Annotated in this window: 17 protein-coding genes; 9 read left to right on the top strand and 8 right to left on the bottom strand. The window is 62.4% G+C overall.

Annotated elements, in window-relative coordinates; genetic code table 11:
• Positions 1-9 precede the first annotated feature (9 nt).
• The 3 genes from NKH57_RS21505 to uxuA all read right to left on the bottom strand — a co-directional run bounded on the left by NKH57_RS21505 (position 10) and on the right by uxuA (position 3,306).
• Entirely contained in the window at positions 10-861 is an 852-nt protein-coding gene (locus tag NKH57_RS21505; protein ID WP_352830887.1) for an IclR family transcriptional regulator, read from the bottom strand.
• A complete protein-coding gene (locus NKH57_RS21500) occupies positions 861-2,003 on the bottom strand; it encodes an ABC transporter substrate-binding protein (protein ID WP_352947037.1) in 1,143 nt (380 codons plus the stop codon). The genes NKH57_RS21505 and NKH57_RS21500 overlap by 1 nt, the downstream gene beginning before the upstream one ends.
• 118 nt (positions 2,004-2,121) lie before the next feature.
• A complete protein-coding gene (uxuA, locus tag NKH57_RS21495) occupies positions 2,122-3,306 on the bottom strand; it encodes a mannonate dehydratase (RefSeq protein ID WP_352947034.1) in 1,185 nt (394 codons plus the stop codon).
• Positions 3,307-3,484: 178 nt separating this feature from the next.
• Here uxuA and NKH57_RS21490 point away from each other — a divergent pair, with 178 nt between their 5' ends.
• From NKH57_RS21490 to NKH57_RS21470, 5 genes are all read left to right on the top strand, one after another.
• Positions 3,485-4,243 carry a FadR/GntR family transcriptional regulator gene (locus NKH57_RS21490; protein ID WP_352726272.1) on the top strand — a complete coding sequence of 253 codons (759 nt, stop codon included), beginning with the start codon at positions 3,485-3,487 and terminating at the stop codon, positions 4,241-4,243.
• Entirely contained in the window at positions 4,236-5,021 is a 786-nt protein-coding gene (locus tag NKH57_RS21485) for an SDR family NAD(P)-dependent oxidoreductase (RefSeq protein ID WP_352947031.1), read from the top strand. The genes NKH57_RS21490 and NKH57_RS21485 overlap by 8 nt, the downstream gene beginning before the upstream one ends.
• Before the next feature lie 4 nt (positions 5,022-5,025).
• Positions 5,026-6,144 carry a mannonate dehydratase gene (locus NKH57_RS21480; RefSeq protein WP_352947028.1) on the top strand — a complete coding sequence of 373 codons (1,119 nt, stop codon included), beginning with the start codon at positions 5,026-5,028 and terminating at the stop codon, positions 6,142-6,144.
• A gap of 690 nt (positions 6,145-6,834) precedes the next feature.
• Complete coding sequence (locus tag NKH57_RS21475) at positions 6,835-7,815, top strand: NADP-dependent oxidoreductase (RefSeq protein WP_352947025.1); 981 nt, start codon at positions 6,835-6,837, stop codon at positions 7,813-7,815.
• Positions 7,816-7,848: 33 nt separating this feature from the next.
• Positions 7,849-8,910 (top strand): alkene reductase, encoded by a 1,062-nt coding sequence (locus tag NKH57_RS21470; protein ID WP_352947022.1) that lies wholly within the window; start codon positions 7,849-7,851, stop codon positions 8,908-8,910.
• A gap of 129 nt (positions 8,911-9,039) precedes the next feature.
• On the opposite strand, the gene NKH57_RS21465 is transcribed toward NKH57_RS21470, so the two are convergent.
• The gene (locus NKH57_RS21465) at positions 9,040-9,933 is read right to left on the bottom strand and encodes a LysR family transcriptional regulator (protein ID WP_352947019.1); all 894 of its coding nucleotides are present in this window, start codon (positions 9,931-9,933) and stop codon (positions 9,040-9,042) included.
• Between the two features lie 102 nt (positions 9,934-10,035).
• Between NKH57_RS21465 and NKH57_RS21460 the strand changes: the two genes are divergently transcribed.
• On the top strand, positions 10,036-10,905 hold the full coding sequence (locus tag NKH57_RS21460) for an NmrA/HSCARG family protein (protein ID WP_352600749.1): 870 nt from the start codon (positions 10,036-10,038) through the stop codon (positions 10,903-10,905).
• Positions 10,906-11,084: 179 nt separating this feature from the next.
• On the opposite strand, the gene NKH57_RS21455 is transcribed toward NKH57_RS21460, so the two are convergent.
• Positions 11,085-11,981, bottom strand: coding sequence for a LysR family transcriptional regulator (locus NKH57_RS21455; RefSeq protein ID WP_352947016.1), 897 nt, complete (start codon positions 11,979-11,981; stop codon positions 11,085-11,087).
• 268 nt (positions 11,982-12,249) lie between these two features.
• Here NKH57_RS21455 and NKH57_RS21450 point away from each other — a divergent pair, with 268 nt between their 5' ends.
• Together NKH57_RS21450 and NKH57_RS21445 are read left to right on the top strand one after the other, a co-directional pair.
• Complete coding sequence (locus NKH57_RS21450; protein WP_352947013.1) at positions 12,250-12,984, top strand: SDR family NAD(P)-dependent oxidoreductase; 735 nt, start codon at positions 12,250-12,252, stop codon at positions 12,982-12,984.
• Positions 12,985-13,060: 76 nt separating this feature from the next.
• Positions 13,061-13,660: an NADPH-dependent F420 reductase gene (locus NKH57_RS21445; RefSeq protein WP_352947010.1), complete on the top strand. Its 600-nt coding sequence runs from the start codon at positions 13,061-13,063 to the stop codon at positions 13,658-13,660.
• 136 nt (positions 13,661-13,796) lie between these two features.
• Here the strand turns inward: NKH57_RS21445 and NKH57_RS21440 are convergent, their stop codons facing one another.
• Positions 13,797-14,261 (bottom strand): GFA family protein, encoded by a 465-nt coding sequence (locus NKH57_RS21440; RefSeq protein WP_352726290.1) that lies wholly within the window; start codon positions 14,259-14,261, stop codon positions 13,797-13,799.
• A 105-nt stretch (positions 14,262-14,366) separates the two neighbouring features.
• Positions 14,367-15,257, bottom strand: a complete 891-nt coding sequence (locus NKH57_RS21435) for a LysR family transcriptional regulator (protein WP_352726292.1) — start codon at positions 15,255-15,257, stop codon at positions 14,367-14,369.
• Between the two features lie 100 nt (positions 15,258-15,357).
• Here NKH57_RS21435 and NKH57_RS21430 point away from each other — a divergent pair, with 100 nt between their 5' ends.
• The gene (locus NKH57_RS21430) at positions 15,358-16,152 is read left to right on the top strand and encodes an SDR family NAD(P)-dependent oxidoreductase (protein ID WP_352726294.1); all 795 of its coding nucleotides are present in this window, start codon (positions 15,358-15,360) and stop codon (positions 16,150-16,152) included.
• Positions 16,153-16,335: 183 nt separating this feature from the next.
• On the opposite strand, the gene NKH57_RS21425 is transcribed toward NKH57_RS21430, so the two are convergent.
• The coding region (locus NKH57_RS21425; protein WP_352947006.1) for a type II toxin-antitoxin system HipA family toxin at positions 16,336-17,084 on the bottom strand (749 nt) is incomplete at its 5' end.

Below are 17,084 nucleotides of genomic sequence, written 5' to 3'. Positions count from 1 at the left end.
TCGCTTTTGTTAATCGCTGAACGGATAGTCCCGCCGTTCCGGGTCGGCACGTAACGAAGAATTGGATTCCCCCCAGCCGAGCTCCGCCGATATCTTCTCGGCGGCTGCCCGGGTGCGTTCGAAGACGGTTTGCCGGTCGAACCGTGCGGCCTTCTGCGGCAGCAGCGGGACCGTGAGTGCGGCGATGACGGCGCCGGTGTGATCGCGCACCGGCATGGAGATGTTGGTGCAGGCTTCGACTGCCAACGAGGCACGCATCTCGTAGCCGAGCCTGGCCACCTCGTTCAGCCGTGCCTCGATTTCGGCCCGCGTGCCCTGTCCTTCGCCGGCGGTAACGATGCGATCGACAATGCGGTCGCGCTCGGCCCGGTTCGAATGGGCGAGCAAGACCGCGCCTGAACTGGTTTCAAGGATCGGGAAATGCGACCCCAAGGCAACCGAGTAGCGCATCGGCAGCGGTGAATCGATCTGCAGCACCACCAGCGCGTTCTGGCCTTCGCGCACCACGAGGTGGCAACTCTGATCGGCATTGGCGGTCAGCTCGCGCATCACCGGCAGCGCGCATTCGACCAGCCGGTTTACCGGCGGGTGCATATGCGCCAGTTCGAATAGCTTCAGCGACAGGCGGAAGCGGTCCGACTGCGTGCGAAAGATATAGCCGCGCTTTTCCAGCAGGAGCAGGATGCGGTAGATTTCGTGAATGGAGCGTCCGAGGCCGGCGGCGATCTCGGTCTGGGTCAGCGTTTCGGCGCTGGCCGCCATGAACTCAAGGACGTCGAGCGCCTTGTCTACCGCGGGCACACGATAGCCGTTGCGGCCGCTTTCGCTGTCGTCGAGCGTCTCGGTAACGCTGGCGGCCATCACGCAATGCTCCGTTCCGGTTGCCTGGTTTTGCGGTAAAGGCGATTCACATGGTCGGCCAGTTCGGCCGCCGAAATGTCGCCGGCGATGGCGGCGGCCGCATGCGGTGCGGATTCGCGGAAGAAGCCTATGAAGCCAGGATGCGTCGGACGCAGATAGGACGAGCTGATCGTCGCAAGCGTCGAGCTGAAGAAATTGCCGCAGAGTTGGTTGACCTCGACATCCTTCCAGGCTGCCAGCGATCCCGGCTGTCCGCCCGACTTCACATAGTTGCCGCGCTGGTACTCGGGCGAGCACAGGAACACCGCGTAGTCGATCGCGGCCTGCTTGTGTTTCGACCGGGCACTGACGCCGATACCGGCACCGCCGAGCAAGGCTCCGGCGGAGTGCGGCGTCGACACGTCGGCAAAGCGCAGACACGGCCCGTCGGTCCTGGAGGCATAGTTCACATAGCCGAACGCGAAAGGCACATAGACCACGTCGTCATGCGCGATCATGTGGTCATAGCAGCGGATCGGGTTCCATTTTGATGAGTTCGGATGCGACAGCGCCGCGAGCTCTCGCAATTGAGTGACGGCCTGATCGACCATCTCCCTGGCAATGAATTGCTCACCGTTCTCCTGTGGGCTGACAAGCGTCAGAAGCATGCACATGGCATCCGTCGGGACCGACGGCAGGCCGAGCCACTTGCCGTTCTTGCGGGCGCGCCGACCAAGCTCGACCACCTCGTCATGTGTGCGCGGCACCAGCCCGTAACGCTCCAGGAGATCCGGGCGATAGGACGCGACCTGACAAGCGGCATCGATGGGCAACGCCCATTGGCGTCCGTTCCCTGCGTAGGAGCGCCAGGACGCACCGACCGAATCGTGTTCGAAGAAACGAATTTGTTCGGCCGACAGATAGGCGTCGAACGGCACCATCAGCTCATCCTTCGCGATGTCGCCGATGAAGGGATGGTCGAACACGACCAGATCGTAAGTGCCGAGCACCGGACCGAGAGTACCCTCGCCGAATTCATAGAGGCTGCGGCGGTCCCATTCGATTTCGAGGCCCGGATTGCCTGCGCAATACGGCGCCACGCTGGCGTCGAGCGGACCCCAGCAACGTCGATGATCCCACGCAAGACCGCGCAGTCTTGTCATTTCAGGCAATTCCTCCCTGGAACCGAGCATGTCCGCCCGGCCCGCATTCGTAGCAGCTATTTTCACATAGACAAGTAACTTTTACATATGCAAACTGCGGGTTGTTTCCTGACGGGCTTCAAGCCAGACCGAAGCGCTCCACGGCGCGCATGATGCCACGCAACTCGGCAAGGCCCTTCAGCCGACCGATCAGCGAATAGCCGGGATTGATCCTGGTCTTGCCGATATCGTCGGCGAGCAGATGGCCATGGTCCGGCCGCATCGGAATGCGCCAGTCGGCGCGGCCCTCGTTGCGGCGCCGGGTCTCCTCCTGCATCAGAGCGAGGATGACATGCGCCATGTCGGTGCCGCCCTCGAGATGCTCGGCTTCATAGAACGAGCCGTCATCCTCGATGGTGATGTTGCGCAGATGGACGAAATGGATGCGATCGGCGAATTCCTTGACCATGGCGACGATGTCGTTGTCGGCGCGCGTGCCGTAGGAGCCGGTGCAGAACGTCAGGCCGTTGGCCGGGCTGTCGACGGCGTTGAGGATGAAACGCGCATCCTCGGCGGTCGAAACGATGCGCGGCAGGCCATAGAGCGAGAAGGGCGGGTCGTCGGGATGGATGCACATGCGCACCCCCTCCTCTTCGGCCACCGGAATGATCTCGCGCAGGAACCACGCAAGATTGTCGCGCAGCTCCTTCGGTCCGATCGCGTCGTATTCCGCCAGGGCCTCGCGAAAACTGTCCCTGTCGTAGCTGCGCTCCGTCGCCGGCAGGCCAGCGATCAGGTTGCGCTCGATCTGGTCGATCTTCTCCGCGCCCAATTCCTTCAGCCGCGCTTCCGCCTCGGCGATACGGGCCGGCGTATAGCTTGCCGCGCCGTTCCTGCGCTTCAGCACGAACAAATCGTAGGCCGCGAAATCGACCGCGTCGAAACGCAACGCATAACCCGTCGTCGGAAGCCGATAGGCCAGATCCGTGCGGGTCCAGTCGACCACAGGCATGAAATTGTAGCAGACCGTTGCAATGCCGGCCTTGGCAAGTGCGCGGATGCTGTCGCGATAGAAGCCAGCGTAGCGCTCGCGTTCCGGTGCGCCGATCTTGAAGGAATTGTGGACTGGGATGCTCTCGACAACCGACCAGGTCAGCCCTGCCGCCTCGATGATGCGCTTGCGCTCCAGAATGCGATCGAGCGGCCATGCGCGCCCGTCGTAGATATCATGCAGGGCTGTCACCACGCCCGTCGCACCCGCCTGCTTGACATGATCGAGTGTTACCGGGTCGTTCGGTCCATACCAACGCCAGCACTGTTCCATGAAGCCTCCTCAATGTCAGGTGGGCGACATTATTGTTGGACCACAGACCTGTCAACACGCCGAATTCTTCTCGAATTAACCGATGGCGGGATCCTTTTTCGACCTTTCGCCGGGTGCCGATTGATTTCCTATCCGTTTCAGCCTAGCCTTGGTCCAACAAATAAGAAGGAACAATGCCTTGGATCAAGAAGCGGCGGACGATGCCGGGGTCAGCAGTTCGGCCGTCGACCAGACGGTGCGGCAGATCCTCGACCTCATTCGAAACCGCGCCATGTCCGTGGGCGACGTCCTGCCCACGGAGCGGGAACTTGGCGAGCTGTTCGGCGCCAGCCGCAACACGATACGCGAGGCACTGCGCACCATCCGCACGTACGGACTGATCGATCCCAAGCCGCGTGTCGGCGCAGTGCTGGCCGACCGCCAGAATGTCGCTATCCAGAACTTCTTCGCCGCTCAGATGGATATTTCAAGGACCTCTTTTCACGACATACAGGGGTTTCGCCGCATCATCGAATTGGGCATCGGCGACCACATCGTCCTTAATGCGAGCACCGCCGAACTCGACGCCCTGGACGAAGTCAACGGCCTGATCGAAGCCAGCAAGGATGTCCAGGAAGCCGCGCAGCGCGATTTCGATTTCCACCTGGCTCTGATGAAGCTCGCCGGCAACCGCATGCTGGTGCAGACCTATCAGTTCCTGTCGCCGGTCATCCTGCACATCATGACCGTCGGCAAATCGATCCGGCCGGTGCTGAGCGAAACACGCCAAGCCCATGGCGAGATCATTGCGGCTTTGCGGGCGCGCGACCGCATCGCCTACAGCTACCTGATGAGCCGGCATCTCGATTCCGGCCTGCGCTTCGTCCCCGACGACCTCGAAAATGCCCGCACATCGCCGGCGCTACCGGACCCTTCCAAGGATTTGCATCATGTCTGACTTTGAGAACAAGGTCGCGCTGATCACCGGCACGACCGGCATCGCGCTCGCCACCGCGAAGCGTCTGGCGCAGGGAGGTGCTGCGATCGTCGCCTGCGGCATCGATGCGGCAGCCAATGCCGCCATGCAGGAAAGCCTCGCCAGTACCGGAGCGAAAGCGCTGGTGCAGACGGTGGACGTTTCCGTTTCCGACCAGGTTCGCGACGCGGTCGCGGCGGGCGTCAAGCGGTTTGGCGGCATCGATGTCATCGTCAATTCCGCGGCGGTTCATCCCTATGGGACGGCGACGACGACCGACTGGGAAACCTGGAACCGGGCGATGGCGGTCAATGTCGGTTCAATCTATCTGACCGCCCATTTCGGCATCCCGGAAATGATCAAGCGTGGCGGCGGCGCCATCGTCAACGTCGCTTCGGTGCAGGGCTTTGCCTGCCAGCAAAACGTCGCCGCCTATGCCACGACCAAGGGCGCCATCCACACGCTGACACGATCGCTGGCGCTCGATTATGCGGCGGCGGGCATCCGGGTCAATTCGGTCAGCCCAGGCTCGATCCGTACGCCGATACTCGAGAAGGCCGCACGCGGCGACAATGGCAGTGATGCCGATGTCGAAGAGGCCTACCGGCGCTTCGGCGCGGCCCATCCGCTTGGCCGCATCGGGGAACCGGAGGAGGTGGCGGAGTTGATCGCCTTCCTGTGCTCGTCGAAGGCCGGCTTCTGCACCGGCGCGGACTACAGAATAGATGGCGGCCTGACCGCTGGCATCGGCGTGAAGTAAAACCATGAAGATCGGCCTTGGCCTTTACCGGGAGTCGCTGACCCCTGATAATTTCCGCTTTGCCCGCCAGGCAGGCGCCACCCACATCGTTGCCCACCTCACCAACTATTTTCGCGGCCGCGATCCTTCGCTGTCCGCCGGCAGCGAAGCCGAGGGTTGGGGCGATTGCTCCAGCGATGAGCTTTGGGATTATGAGGATTTCGTCGGTCTGGTGAAGACCGTGCGCGACAACGGTCTGGAAATCGCCGCGATCGAGAATTTCTCGCCACGTTTCTGGTCGGACGTGCTGCTCGGCGGTCCTGACAGGGCAAAACAGATCGAAGGCTTGAAGCGCCTTGTTCGCGATGCCGGACGTGCCGGTATTCCCTGTATCGGCTACAACTTCTCGATCGCCGGGGTCTGGGGCTGGTCGCGCGGCCCATTCGCTCGGGGCGAGGCGATGTCGGTGGGGCTCGATCTCGCTGCCATCGATCCCAATATGCCCCTCCCCGACGGCGTGGTCTGGAACATGCGCTACCGTGCCGGCCGGCCGAATGCCGAGCCGGTGAAGGTCATCAGCGACGAGCTTTGGCAGCGGCTCGACGTCTTCCTTCGCGAGATCATACCGGTGGCCGAAGAAGCTGGCATTGTGATGGCGGCGCACCCCGACGATCCCCCGGCCGAAGCGCTGCGTGGTACCGCGCGGCTCGTCAACCGGCCGCAGAAATACGACCGGCTGATGGACATGCTCGATTCGCCGTCCAATGGACTTGAGCTCTGCCTCGGCTCGCTGCAGGAGATGCCTGGCAACGACGATATCTACGGACACGTCAGGCGCTTCGCACGACGCAAACGCATCGGCTACATCCACTTCCGCAATGTGCGTGGCAAGGTTCCGAACTATCACGAAACCTTCGTCGACGACGGCGATATCGATATGGCCGAGATCGTCCGCATCCTGCGCGATGAAAATTATGACGGCGTGATGATTCCCGACCACACGCCGGAGATGTCCTGCGACGCGCCCTGGCACGCCGGAAAGGCCTTTGCCTTGGGCTATATGCGTGCGCTGGTTCAGAACGCTGCGGCGCTGGGGCCTTCTCGGACCGCCCAAGCCAGCAGGATCCGGACGAAAGCCTCATGATAAAATCGACGCGCCTCTATGATCCCAACCTGGTGAGATCTACGGCGCGTCCCCACCTACGTGTTGAGGGCGAACTGATGGCGACCTGAGTGCCCATGGCGCGCTGGTCAACGGCTTCGCTCGCGACCCCGGACGGTGTCCGCCGCTCCGAACCGGAAACGCCGCCAAAAATACCGTCAGCACCCATCCTCAGAATCTCGACACCTATGCGAACGGGCAAGATCAAGCGGCATGAACGCCCTTTGATCGTCCCGCTCGCCGACAGCACGATCTATGAGAAGGAGACCTCCCATAGCCGAGTGAGAGATGAGCACCGGTGCACTGATCTACGGTCCCCGTGCAACTCACCTTGGCCGCTGCGGAATTACACTTGGATCTCACGCAGTTCGCCGAGCCAGCCTTCTGTTCGGCAAAGAGCGCTGGCCGCCATCCGTGAGCTCAAGCGTGCGGTCACGTCGTTCGAATAGCCCCAGGCTTTCCTCAAGCCCGATCACACGCCGCTACAAGGTCGCCGTCGGTCGACCGCTTTTCCGCTTGGCCGAAAAGCACCGACGGATAAGGCGACAATTACGAAATTGGCGACGCTGGAAGGGCCATCCGGGTGTCTCTCCAGCGAGACAGACCGTCTTATTTCGATGACTTATGGCTCGGATTTCGAACGCATACCTTCTGCCAAGAAGGAGAACCTACATGATCCAATCCGCTGATCTCAAGCGCGGGGCTTCCACATCCGAGCCGCTTGCCCCCGGCCGCGCCTTACGTCTTCAAACATATGGCGGCCCCGAATCCCTGACAGTCGATAGCGCATCCGCGCCCGAGCCGGGTCCGGGCGAGGTCTTGGTGTCGGTCAAGGCCGCCGCGGTAAACGGCATCGACTGGAAAATCCGTGAAGGCTACCTCCGCGAGCGCTTCAAGCTGACCCTGCCCGCGACACTTGGCATCGAAATGGCCGGCGTCGTGCTTCGGACCGGCCCCGGCGTCACGGGCGTGAAGCCCGGGGATCGGATTATGGCCGCCCTCGGTGGCGTCGGAGCCTACGCCGACCATCTGGTCATCAACGCCGAGAAGCTCGTCCTGACGCCGGCATCACTGTCCGACGTGGAGGCGGCGGCCATTCCGGTCGCGGCGATGACAGCCTGGCATGTCATTCAGGCCGCGGATTTCGACCTCTCCGGACGGCGGGTGCTGATCCATGGCGCGGCCGGCGGCGTGGGCGGCTTTGCCGTCCAGTTCGCCAAGGCGGCCGGAGCGACCGTCTACGCCACGGCCTCGACCAATAGCCTGCCGCATGTCCGGGCCCTCGGCGCGGATGAGGTGATCGACTACCGGCAGCAGAACTTCGAGCTGCTTGCGCGCGACATCGATTTCGTCGTCGACCTCGTCGGCGGTGAGGTCGTGGACCGCTCCTGGGCACTCCTGTCACCCGACGGCCTTCTCGTAAGCATCGCCGCTACGGACCTCGCATCGCGTACGCCGCCAGACCGCCGCGGCGTCTTCTTATCGAACAAGCCCGACACCGCGCGCCTGACCGCGATCGCCCAGCAGGTCGCCGTCGGGGCCCTGCGATCGACGATCGCCGACGTGGTGGGCTTCGATGATCTGGCCTCCGCAATCGAGCGCAATCGAACCGGCCACGCACCCGGCAAGATCGTCGCTGACTTCACCCGCTGATCACCAAGTTTTCAAACCTTCAAGGAGTTTATCATGACGACGATCTGGAATCCGGTCCGCGTGGGCCAAATGGACCTGCCCCACCGCCTGGCCTTGGCGCCGATGACCCGCAGCCGTGCCGAGTTCAACGGCGTACCGGGCGAGCACGCCGCTGAATACTACGCCCAGCGTGCCTCGCTGGGTCTGCTGATAACCGAAGGTGTGCAACCGTCGGCCGATGGCCAGGGCTATTTCGCGACGCCGGGGATCCATGCGCCCGAACATGTCGCCGGCTGGCGCAAGGTCACCGATGCGGTTCACGCAAAAGGCGCGAAGATCTTCCTGCAGCTCATGCATGTCGGCCGCATGTCGCACCCGGACAACACGCCGCATCACCGTCAGCCCGTCGCCCCATCGGCGGTCGCGCCCGGTGAGCAGATGTTCACCGCGAGCGGCATGCAGCCCATCCCCGAGCCGCGCGCGCTGACGACTGAGGAAGTCGCCGCTACGGTGCAGGACTTCCGGCGGGCCGCGCGACTGGCTATCGATGCCGGCGCCGACGGCGTCGAGATACACGGCGCCAATGGCTATATCGTCCATCAGTTCTTTGCGCCGAACGCCAATCACCGGACCGACGCCTATGGCGGGCCGATCGCTAACCGCATTCGGTTCGCCGTCGAAGTGGCGCAGGCTGTCGCCAATGAGATCGGCGCCGATCGCACCGCTGTCCGCCTTTCGCCAGGCCTGCCATTGGGCGGGCTTGATGAAGGTCCGGAGAGTCATTCGCTCTATCGCGAACTGGTCGCCGCGCTGGCACCGCTGAAGCTGGCTTATCTCCACCTGATGTATGGCGGGGGCGACGAGCTCCTCGCCGACATCCGCCGTGCCTGGCCCACGATCCTGATGGTGCTGCGGCTTGGGCGCACGCGCGAAGCCCTGGACCGGGACATCGTCTCGGGCCAGGCGGACATGACCTCGATCGGCCGTTGGGCTTTGGCCAATCCCGACTTCGTCGAGCGCCTGCGGTTGGGCGCGCCCGTCAACGAGCCCGATCCATCCACCTTCTATGGCGGTGGCGCGGCTGGCTACACGGACTATCCGCGGCTGGCGGGCTGACACGTCGGCTGCTGTGGTTCATCGGACTGCAGCAGCCACCTACTGGCGGTCGTCGCTTGCATTATCGGATCACTCTGACCATGCGACATGGGTGATGGCGTTGGCCGACAGTAAGGTAATGTGGCGGCTTCAGATCCGAATGAACGCTGCCAATTCGTCGGGAGTGCCTTTGGGAAACGCTTCCCTCAGATGGTCGAGGAAGGCGGAAACGCGGGCATTCAACAGGCGCCGCGACGGGTAGAGTGTCCACAGGGCCGCATCCGGACCATCTACGTCCCCCCAATGCACCAGCGTGCCGGCGGCCAGATCATGACTCACGAGCGATATCGGCAACCGTGCCGCACCCGCGCCCATGACGACCGCATCGCGAACCATGATGAGCGACGACAGGCTGAGCGCCGGGGTGAACGCGATCGTCGTCGGCCCCGTGTCCGGTTTGATATTCCACAACGACAGTCCTTGGTCCGAGCTCCGCACGACAGCCGGAACGGCGTCTCCGTCCGGCGGTCTTGCCACTTGCGGGCTGGCCACGATCACAAGCCGATCACGCATGAAGACCCGTCCCACCAGGCTTTCATCGGAACGTGGATTGACGCGAATGGCCAGGTCGTACCCTTCTTCGACCATGTCGACGGCGCGGTCCTCGGTCGTGACTTCAAGGTTAACGTCGGGATATTTGAGCGAGAAGCCTGCCGCCAGCTTACCCATCGCAAGTTGAGAGAAGAGCAATGGTGCACTGATCCGCAAATTTCCACGCGGTTCCCGGTCTCCCGACGCAATCGCTGCGGCAGTCTCTTCCACTTCCGTCAGCAAGCGGCTGGTTCGCTCATGCAGGTCCTTTCCCTCCTGCGTGAGCTTCAGGGCACGCACTCCGCGCTCGAACAAGCGTAGGCCCAGGCTATTCTCCAGTTCTGCGGCGCGCCGCGAGAGCGTCGCCTTGGGGCGCCCTGTGGCGCGCGCGGCTCGCCCGAATCCACCATGACGTGCAACCAGATTGAAGTCGGCTAGGGCGAGCAGGTCCATGTGTTCCACCAGTGAGACGGGGTGTCTACAAATGGCAGCTTCCGGTGCGTTTGTGGACTCCTAAATAAGCGCTAGCGATTTGATAAAAGCAGGAGTGACCACATGACTATCCTCGTTACCGGTGCGACCGGAACCGTCGGCCGCAATGTCGTCGATCAGCTCATCAGGCGCGGCGCCAATGTGCGCGCGCTCGTCCGCGATCCCTCGAAGGCCAATTTGCCAGCCGCCGTTGCCCTCGCCGAAGGTGACCTGCTTGACGTCGATGCGCTGCGCACGGCCTTCTCGGGCGTGTCCACCCTGTTCTTGCTCAACGCCGTGGTGCCCGACGAGTTTACCCAGGCGCTGATCGCCCTCAATCTGGCCCGTGAGGCCGGGATCGAGCGGATCGTCTATCTGTCCGTGCTTCACAGCGACATCTACGTGAACGTGCCGCATTTCGCCGGTAAATTCAGTGTCGAACGCATGCTGGAGCAGTTGGGCTTCAACGCCACCATCCTGCGGCCCGCATACTTCATCAACAACGATTATTCGGTGAAGGACGTGGTGCTCGGTCACGGTGTCTATCCAATGCCGATCGGTGACAAAGGCATCGCGATGGTCGACGCGCGCGATCTCGGCGAGATCGCAGCCATCGAGCTCGTTCGCCGTGCGCAGGCAAGTGAGCCGCTTCCCCTTGAGCGGATCAATGTCGTTGGTCCCGACACGCTGACCGGCACCGATGTCGCCGCCATCTGGTCGGAAGCTCTCGGGCGGACGATCCACTACGGCGGCAAAGACACCGCTGCGTTCGAGCAAAACCTCCGAAATTACGCACCGAGCTGGATGGCGCTCGACATGCGTCTCATGGCCGAGCGCTTCCTTGTGGTTGGTATGGTTCCTGAGGCAGGGGATGTTGATCGCCTGACCGGCATGCTGGGTCGCCCGCTGCGCTCCTATCGCGACTTCGCAGCCGAGATCGCTGCGTCGGCCTGATGAGTGTGCGCCGCGGCGGGCGGCGAGCCGTCCCGCCCCATCGCTCTGCCGCCAGCATGCCGCCCTCGCGCCGGTCACGATACGGCCCGCCATTCGCGGATTGAACGACACCGCATAAAGCGATCGCAGCTCGGCTTCCGACCGGATTACGGCAAGCGTCGCAGGCGACCTGCCTGGCGTCAGTCACGCGATACGGACAGCCCCGAGAGAAGCGGAGCGTGGGCGGCGAGCCTGCGGGATACGAACTCGGTGAAGAGCCGCACACGCTTCGTCTTGCGTGTCTCCCCCTGCGTGAGAAGCCAGAGCGTCCCATGCATGGGCAGGTCGGTGCCCGGCACCCTCACCAGCAGGGGGTCGGCATCTCCGACGAAGCACGGCAGTTTCGTCATCCCGATCCCTTGCCTTACAGCAACGATCTGCGTCTCGGCGTCCGGGCTCCTGAACGGAACTTCCGTGGTGTGAACTTCTCCCGCGCGCGCCCAGTCCGGAATTCCATGATTGTCTATGACGATCCACCGGATGGGATCAGGCGCACCAGCACGCCACGCGGCCAGTCGATCGCGGGACATGTAGACGCCGCTGAACAGCTCCGGTCCCTTCAGGCCGTGGAGATTGAGCGGCAAGGTCTTGCGGTTGGCGACAATGCGGATCGCGACGTCGGCGTCTCGGTTGGTCAGATTTGCCACCTCGCCGGTCGACGAGATTTCCATCTCGATGTCCGGGTGCAGACGCGCGAAGTCGGCGAGATCCGGCATGAGCAGGTGTGTGGCGAGGAAAGGTGGAAGCGTCACCCGCAAAAGCCCGCGCGCGCTCTGGTCGCGACCGAAGACGCGCGTCTCCAGCAAATGCGACGACGCCTCCATCTGGTGCGCGAGATCGAGGACCTCCTCGCCCGCAGCCGTCAGGCGGTAGCCCGAAGGCAGCTTCTCGAACATCTGCGCGCCCAGCCGCTCCTCCAGTTGGGCAATGCGCCGCAGCACGGTCGAGTGATTGACCCCGAGGCGCTCGCCGGCAGCCCGCACCGAGCCTGCGCGCGCGATGGCTAGAAAGTAGCGAACGTCATCCCAGTCGATCATGGTGTAATTCCGCACCGTGCGGTGCGCCTTCCAAAGCCCGTGTCTAACAGATCGAACAGCAGTTCGGGCGGTCATCATAGCCTGTGTCGACGAGTGCGCCCCGATTCCGAACGGCGGACACCGATCGTCGCGGCTGGCGTCAGTCGTCCAGCCGGATCGTTTTCGCACCACCGATGTGCGCGCTTCCGCACTCAACAACTGACGCCGGCGGACCCATTTCGAGGTCCTCGGGGGCGGATGCTCTCCCGACACCACGAAAGGAGAAGTCATGGGAAAGCTTGAGGGTAAGGTTGCAGTCATCACGGGCGGCGCTACCGGTATCGGACTCGCCGCAGCGAAGCGCTTCATCGAAGAGGGTGCCTTCGTCTTCATCTTCGGTCGCCGGCAGGAAGCGCTCGACGCCGCTGTGGCGGACCTTGGGCCCAATGCCCGGGCGGTGAAGGGCTCGGTCTCCGATGAGGCCGACCTGGACCGGCTCTACGCGGCGGTCAAGGCCGAGCGCGGATCGCTCGACATCGTCTTCGCCAATGCCGGGGTGGGAAGCCAGCTTGCGCTCGGCAAGATCACCGCCGAGCACATTGACGAAGCCTTCGACATCAATGTGAAGGGTACGATCTTCACGGTCCAGAAGGCGCTGCCGCTGATGGGCCCGGGCGGTTCGATCATCGTGACCGGATCGAGCGCCGGCACCACGGGCGCCCCGGCATTCAGCGCCTACAGCGCGAGCAAGGCGGCAGTGCGCAACCTCGCGCGGACCTGGGCGGAAGACCTGAAGGGCACTGGCATCCGGGTAAACGTGCTGTCGCCCGGGGTGACGGCAACCGAACTCGCTAAGGAAGCGCTAGGCGAGGAGGGCCAGAAGGTCTTCGCCTCGATGACTCCTCTACAGCGCATGGCCGATCCGGCGGAGATCGGAGCGGTGGCCGCCTTTCTCGCGTCATCGGACAGCAGCTTCATGACCGCCAGCGAAGTCGCCGTCGACGGCGGCCTGGCGCAACTCTGACGCACTGCGCCCGTCCAGGCGCTCCATTCGACCGTTCGGAGCGCCGTACGGCGTGATAAACCCAAGGAGAATAAACATGAGCTACGCAATTATCGGCTTCGGCAATATCGGTCAGGCTCTGGCCAAGGCGTTTGCCCGTAAAAACATAGACGTGACCGTCGCGAGCCGCCGGCCGCCAGAGGCGTTGGTGCCGCAGGTTCGGGCGATTGGACCCACGGTCGTCGCCAAGTCGCTGCAGGAAGCACTCGAGGCCGACACAATCATCTTGGCGGTCCCGTTCGGGGAGCATCGCGAGGTTGCGAAAGCCCTGCCGAACTGGAAAGGCAAGACGGTCATCGACGCAATGAACGCGTTTCCTGTCCCTGAAGAGCTGGACGGCCTCCCGTCCTCCGCATTCGTCGCGAAGGGGTTCACCGGCGCCAAACTCGTGAAAGGTTTCAATCACCTCGTTGCGGCCACCCTGGCTGCCGATCCGATCGTCGAGGGCGGGCACCGGGTCGTCTTTCTGTCGAGCGACGACGAGGACGCGATCGCTCCCGTAGCGGCCCTGGCCAAACAACTCGGGTTCGCACCCGTCAAGCTGGGAAAGCTCAACGAGGGTGGCGCGCTGGTACACGCACGCGGCCGCACTTGGGGCCAGCTCATCTTCCAGGATTTGTTCAAGAGGGAGCAGTAGTCGATGCACGATCATGTGACTTGGCCCGAGAATTGGTCGCGCGCGAACTTCTTCGAGCAGCGCGCGATCCAGCTTTACCGGATCCGAGCACACGGAATAAGGACGAAGAGACACGCGATCTATGGGCACGTTGCAGTCAGCCCGGTCGGGTGCCCTCCCTGGCGAACGCCTCGATTAGCGGCGCATACCCGTCGAGATCCGGCTGGCTTTCAAAGCTGTGAACCGCGTTCGTCACTGCCCAGGGTAGCTTCTCGGCGGTGAAAACCTGGACAAACGGCCGATACCAGCCGTGATCGTCGAGCATCGTCGCACGGACGTTGACGAGCCAATCGAGGCCATGCGGGCGTGTGCACACCCAGTTCTTGCAGTGTGGGCAATAGAGCTGCTGGTGGATGCCGTGAAGACCACCACGCGTGAGTTCGCCTTGCGTGATCGTGAAGCCTTCGCTCGGCATTGCAAAACTCAAAGAGTACGCGCTCGCCGTCAGCCTTTGGCAGCCGGTGCAATGACACGCCATGGTCAACAGAGGCGGCTTGGTTATGCGAAAGCGAATCTGACCGCACATGCATCCACCATCCCAGGGTAGCTTCCAGCCTTTCATCGTTGTTCCTTCCAACTCTTGGTCCAAGGCGGCCCGCCGTTTCCCTGTATTTATACGTCACAGAACGACGACCCCATCGCGGTTGTTACGCCGCCCGGCGCCGACCTAAATACGACCGGGAATCCGTTGCGAGAAAAATTCAGTCACCCAGCGCACGCGTGCCGGAACAAGGCGGCGCTTTGGCCAGACAAGATTTATATCCCTGACATCGACTAGAAATTCTTCGAAAAGCGAAATCACGTCCGGATGCTGCAGGTCATCGGCAAGAGAGACTTTGGCGAACATACCGATTCCCATGCCCGCCAGCACAGCAGACCGGATCGTTTCGACACTATTCGATGAAAGATTCCCACGAACCGGCACGCTGAATTCGCCGTCTGGTCCGCAAAACGGCCAATTGGTGGACTCTATAAGCCCATTATAAAGCAAGCAGTTGTGGTTCACGAGTTCGGCAGGGGTCCCGGGCACCCCTCGTTCCTTGAAGTATCGACGGGATCCAACGCACACCAATGGGGTACGAGCTACGCGCGTGACGACCGCGTCTGGTTCGTCGACTGGCCCCACCCTGATCGCCAGATCAATCCGGTCTTCCACCATGTCTCGCATCGAATCCGACAGGATGAGATCCAGCTGAAGGCCGGGGTTGAGCGAGAGAAGGTCGGGGATAAGGGGCAGGATGTGAAGGCGACCAAAGGTGGCGGAAACGGCGATCCTGATTGGGCCGGAAACGTTGAGCGTGCTGCTTGTCAGTTCGCTGTCGGCGTCATCCAACTCCCCGACAAGGAGCTTGGTCCGGTCATAATAGCGTTGCCCTTGGTCCGTGAGGCTCACATTTCGCGTGCTTCTATTGAACAGCAACACCCCCAGCCGCTTCTCCAGCGCGCCGACGGCCTTGCTGACGGCCGGTTGTGAGTCGCCGGTTCTCCGGGCGGCAGCTGTGAACCCGCCTGCTTCAACGACCGCGATAAACGCACTTAATTCCTGAAAGCGGTCCACGTCATTCCTCAGAAGAATGAATATTATGTATTCTTAGCCAATTATGCGGCATCTGAACATTGTCTATATCTCGCACACCACGAGCTAGAGGTGACAAGTCATGAATATCGACTTCCAAGGTCGCAAGGCCATTGTAACGGGCTCCACGGTGGGCATCGGTCGCGCAATTGCCGAGGGACTGGTGCGCGCGGGCGCTTCGGTTGTGATCAACGGCCGCGGCCAGGAGCGCGTCGCCACGGCGGTCCGTGAGATTCGTGAGCTTTTCCCGGGTTGCGATGTGACGGGCGTTGCCGCTGACCTGGAGACTGCCGAGGGGGCCAACGCCTTGTTCGCGCAGGCGCCGGATGCGGATATCCTGGTCAACAATGTGGGTACAGCGCGTCCGAAGACGTTCTTCGAGCTTGCTGACGACGACTGGCTGAGCCTCTTCCAACTCAACGTCATGAGCGGCGTCCGCTCCGCGCGCCACTATGTGCCGAAGATGATAGCGCGTGGCTGGGGACGCGTCGTGTTCATCAGCAGCGAGTCCGCCCTCAACGTCCCAAAAGAGATGATCGACTACGCCATGACCAAAACGGCGCAACTCGCCATCTCCAGGGGGCTCGCGGAAGCGGTTGCCGGGACGGGCGTGACGGTCAACGCGGTCCTCCCTGGTCCAACGAGGTCCGAAATCCTGTCCAATATGATGAACGAGTTGGCGCAGTCGCAAGGCATCACGCAAGATGAGGCGGAGCAGATGTTCTTGAAGACAATGCGTCCGACGACGCTGATCAATCGCCTTGCGACGACCGAAGAAGTCGCAAACATGGTCGTTTATGTCTGCTCAGAGCAGGCGTCAGCGACCAGTGGCGCCGGGTTGAGGGTCGATGGCGGTGTCGTTCGGTCAATCGTCTGAGGGCGCTGTCGGTTACGCCATGGCCAAGGCTAAGCGTGGATGAGTGTCCTCGGATCTTCGTCTAACCTTATCAGTCACAAGTCGCCCGCCGCACACGTAGGATTGATGCTCTACTCGCGAATCTCTGGCCGTCGAGCCGGGCTGCCGGCGGTCACTCCCTCTTCTCCAAGCCATGGGGTTGGCTCACTTCTCGGCGCAGGTGTTCAGTATCGGCGTCATCACCTTCACATGCTCGTCGATCCGCTCGAGCACCTTTGCCGGGATCACGTCGCGCTCAGGTAGACGCAACCAGTGCTCGTTGACGAGTTCGACGGTCTCGACCACTGCCTTCAGGACTGCCGGCTCCGGAAGCCTTGCACGGTTCGCAAATGCCTTCCATCGCGGTGCTGCTAGCGCCTTGAACGAGCGCTCCCCTCCAAGCGAAAGCGCCATGGCGTCGGCGGGAATATATGGCACGGTGGACAGGACGTCGTAGATTGGTGCAAGCGCCGGCTCGTCACCGTTTCTGAGATAGATCAACGACCAGTTCTTCAGGTGCATGTCGCCATTGCCGGTGATGACGGTCAGTGCCAGGCGGCGGACGAATTCGAGAGCCGCCGTAGGCGAGACGGCCGCGCCAAGGGCCGAGGCTATGTCGTGATAAGCGGCGCCCTCATATTTATGCGAGGGATAGACGCCGAAGACCTGAGCGAAATCCTCGATGTGAATCCTCTCGCCCTCAGCGCCGCGATCGAAGCGTTTGACGAGAAGGACCTTGCCCTCTGACAGTGTGTTGAATTCTTCGGGAATATCCTCGAAATCGGACTTCTCGACAAGTTCGCGTTCAGGCACCTCCATGCCGATCGCGGCGGCCAACGCGAGGTTGGCGAATTCATTTTCGGAAATGCCTGGAAACGCCGTCGAAGGGAACTTGGCGATGTATCGGCCTTGCT

The organism is Mesorhizobium sp. M1050, assembly GCF_040318715.1.
Taxonomy (GTDB): Bacteria; Pseudomonadota; Alphaproteobacteria; order Rhizobiales; family Rhizobiaceae; genus Mesorhizobium.
This window is presented reverse-complemented; position numbering and strand designations above follow the sequence as displayed.

What these genes read in the sequence shown, in the direction of transcription:
- NKH57_RS21475 (WP_352947025.1), top strand. Translation starts at nt 6,835, where the DNA reads ATGATCCAATCCGCTGATCTCAAGCGCGGGGCTTCCACATCCGAGCCG.
- NKH57_RS21445 (WP_352947010.1), top strand. Translation starts at nt 13,061, where the DNA reads ATGAGCTACGCAATTATCGGCTTCGGCAATATCGGTCAGGCTCTGGCC.
- NKH57_RS21505 (WP_352830887.1), bottom strand. Translation starts at nt 861, where the DNA reads ATGGCCGCCAGCGTTACCGAGACGCTCGACGACAGCGAAAGCGGCCGC.
- uxuA (WP_352947034.1), bottom strand. Translation starts at nt 3,306, where the DNA reads ATGGAACAGTGCTGGCGTTGGTATGGACCGAACGACCCGGTAACACTC.
- NKH57_RS21440 (WP_352726290.1), bottom strand. Translation starts at nt 14,261, where the DNA reads ATGAAAGGCTGGAAGCTACCCTGGGATGGTGGATGCATGTGCGGTCAG.
- NKH57_RS21485 (WP_352947031.1), top strand. Translation starts at nt 4,236, where the DNA reads ATGTCTGACTTTGAGAACAAGGTCGCGCTGATCACCGGCACGACCGGC.
- NKH57_RS21450 (WP_352947013.1), top strand. Translation starts at nt 12,250, where the DNA reads ATGGGAAAGCTTGAGGGTAAGGTTGCAGTCATCACGGGCGGCGCTACC.
- NKH57_RS21455 (WP_352947016.1), bottom strand. Translation starts at nt 11,981, where the DNA reads ATGATCGACTGGGATGACGTTCGCTACTTTCTAGCCATCGCGCGCGCA.
- NKH57_RS21500 (WP_352947037.1), bottom strand. Translation starts at nt 2,003, where the DNA reads ATGACAAGACTGCGCGGTCTTGCGTGGGATCATCGACGTTGCTGGGGT.
- NKH57_RS21460 (WP_352600749.1), top strand. Translation starts at nt 10,036, where the DNA reads ATGACTATCCTCGTTACCGGTGCGACCGGAACCGTCGGCCGCAATGTC.
- NKH57_RS21465 (WP_352947019.1), bottom strand. Translation starts at nt 9,933, where the DNA reads ATGGACCTGCTCGCCCTAGCCGACTTCAATCTGGTTGCACGTCATGGT.
- NKH57_RS21480 (WP_352947028.1), top strand. Translation starts at nt 5,026, where the DNA reads ATGAAGATCGGCCTTGGCCTTTACCGGGAGTCGCTGACCCCTGATAAT.
- NKH57_RS21470 (WP_352947022.1), top strand. Translation starts at nt 7,849, where the DNA reads ATGACGACGATCTGGAATCCGGTCCGCGTGGGCCAAATGGACCTGCCC.
- NKH57_RS21430 (WP_352726294.1), top strand. Translation starts at nt 15,358, where the DNA reads ATGAATATCGACTTCCAAGGTCGCAAGGCCATTGTAACGGGCTCCACG.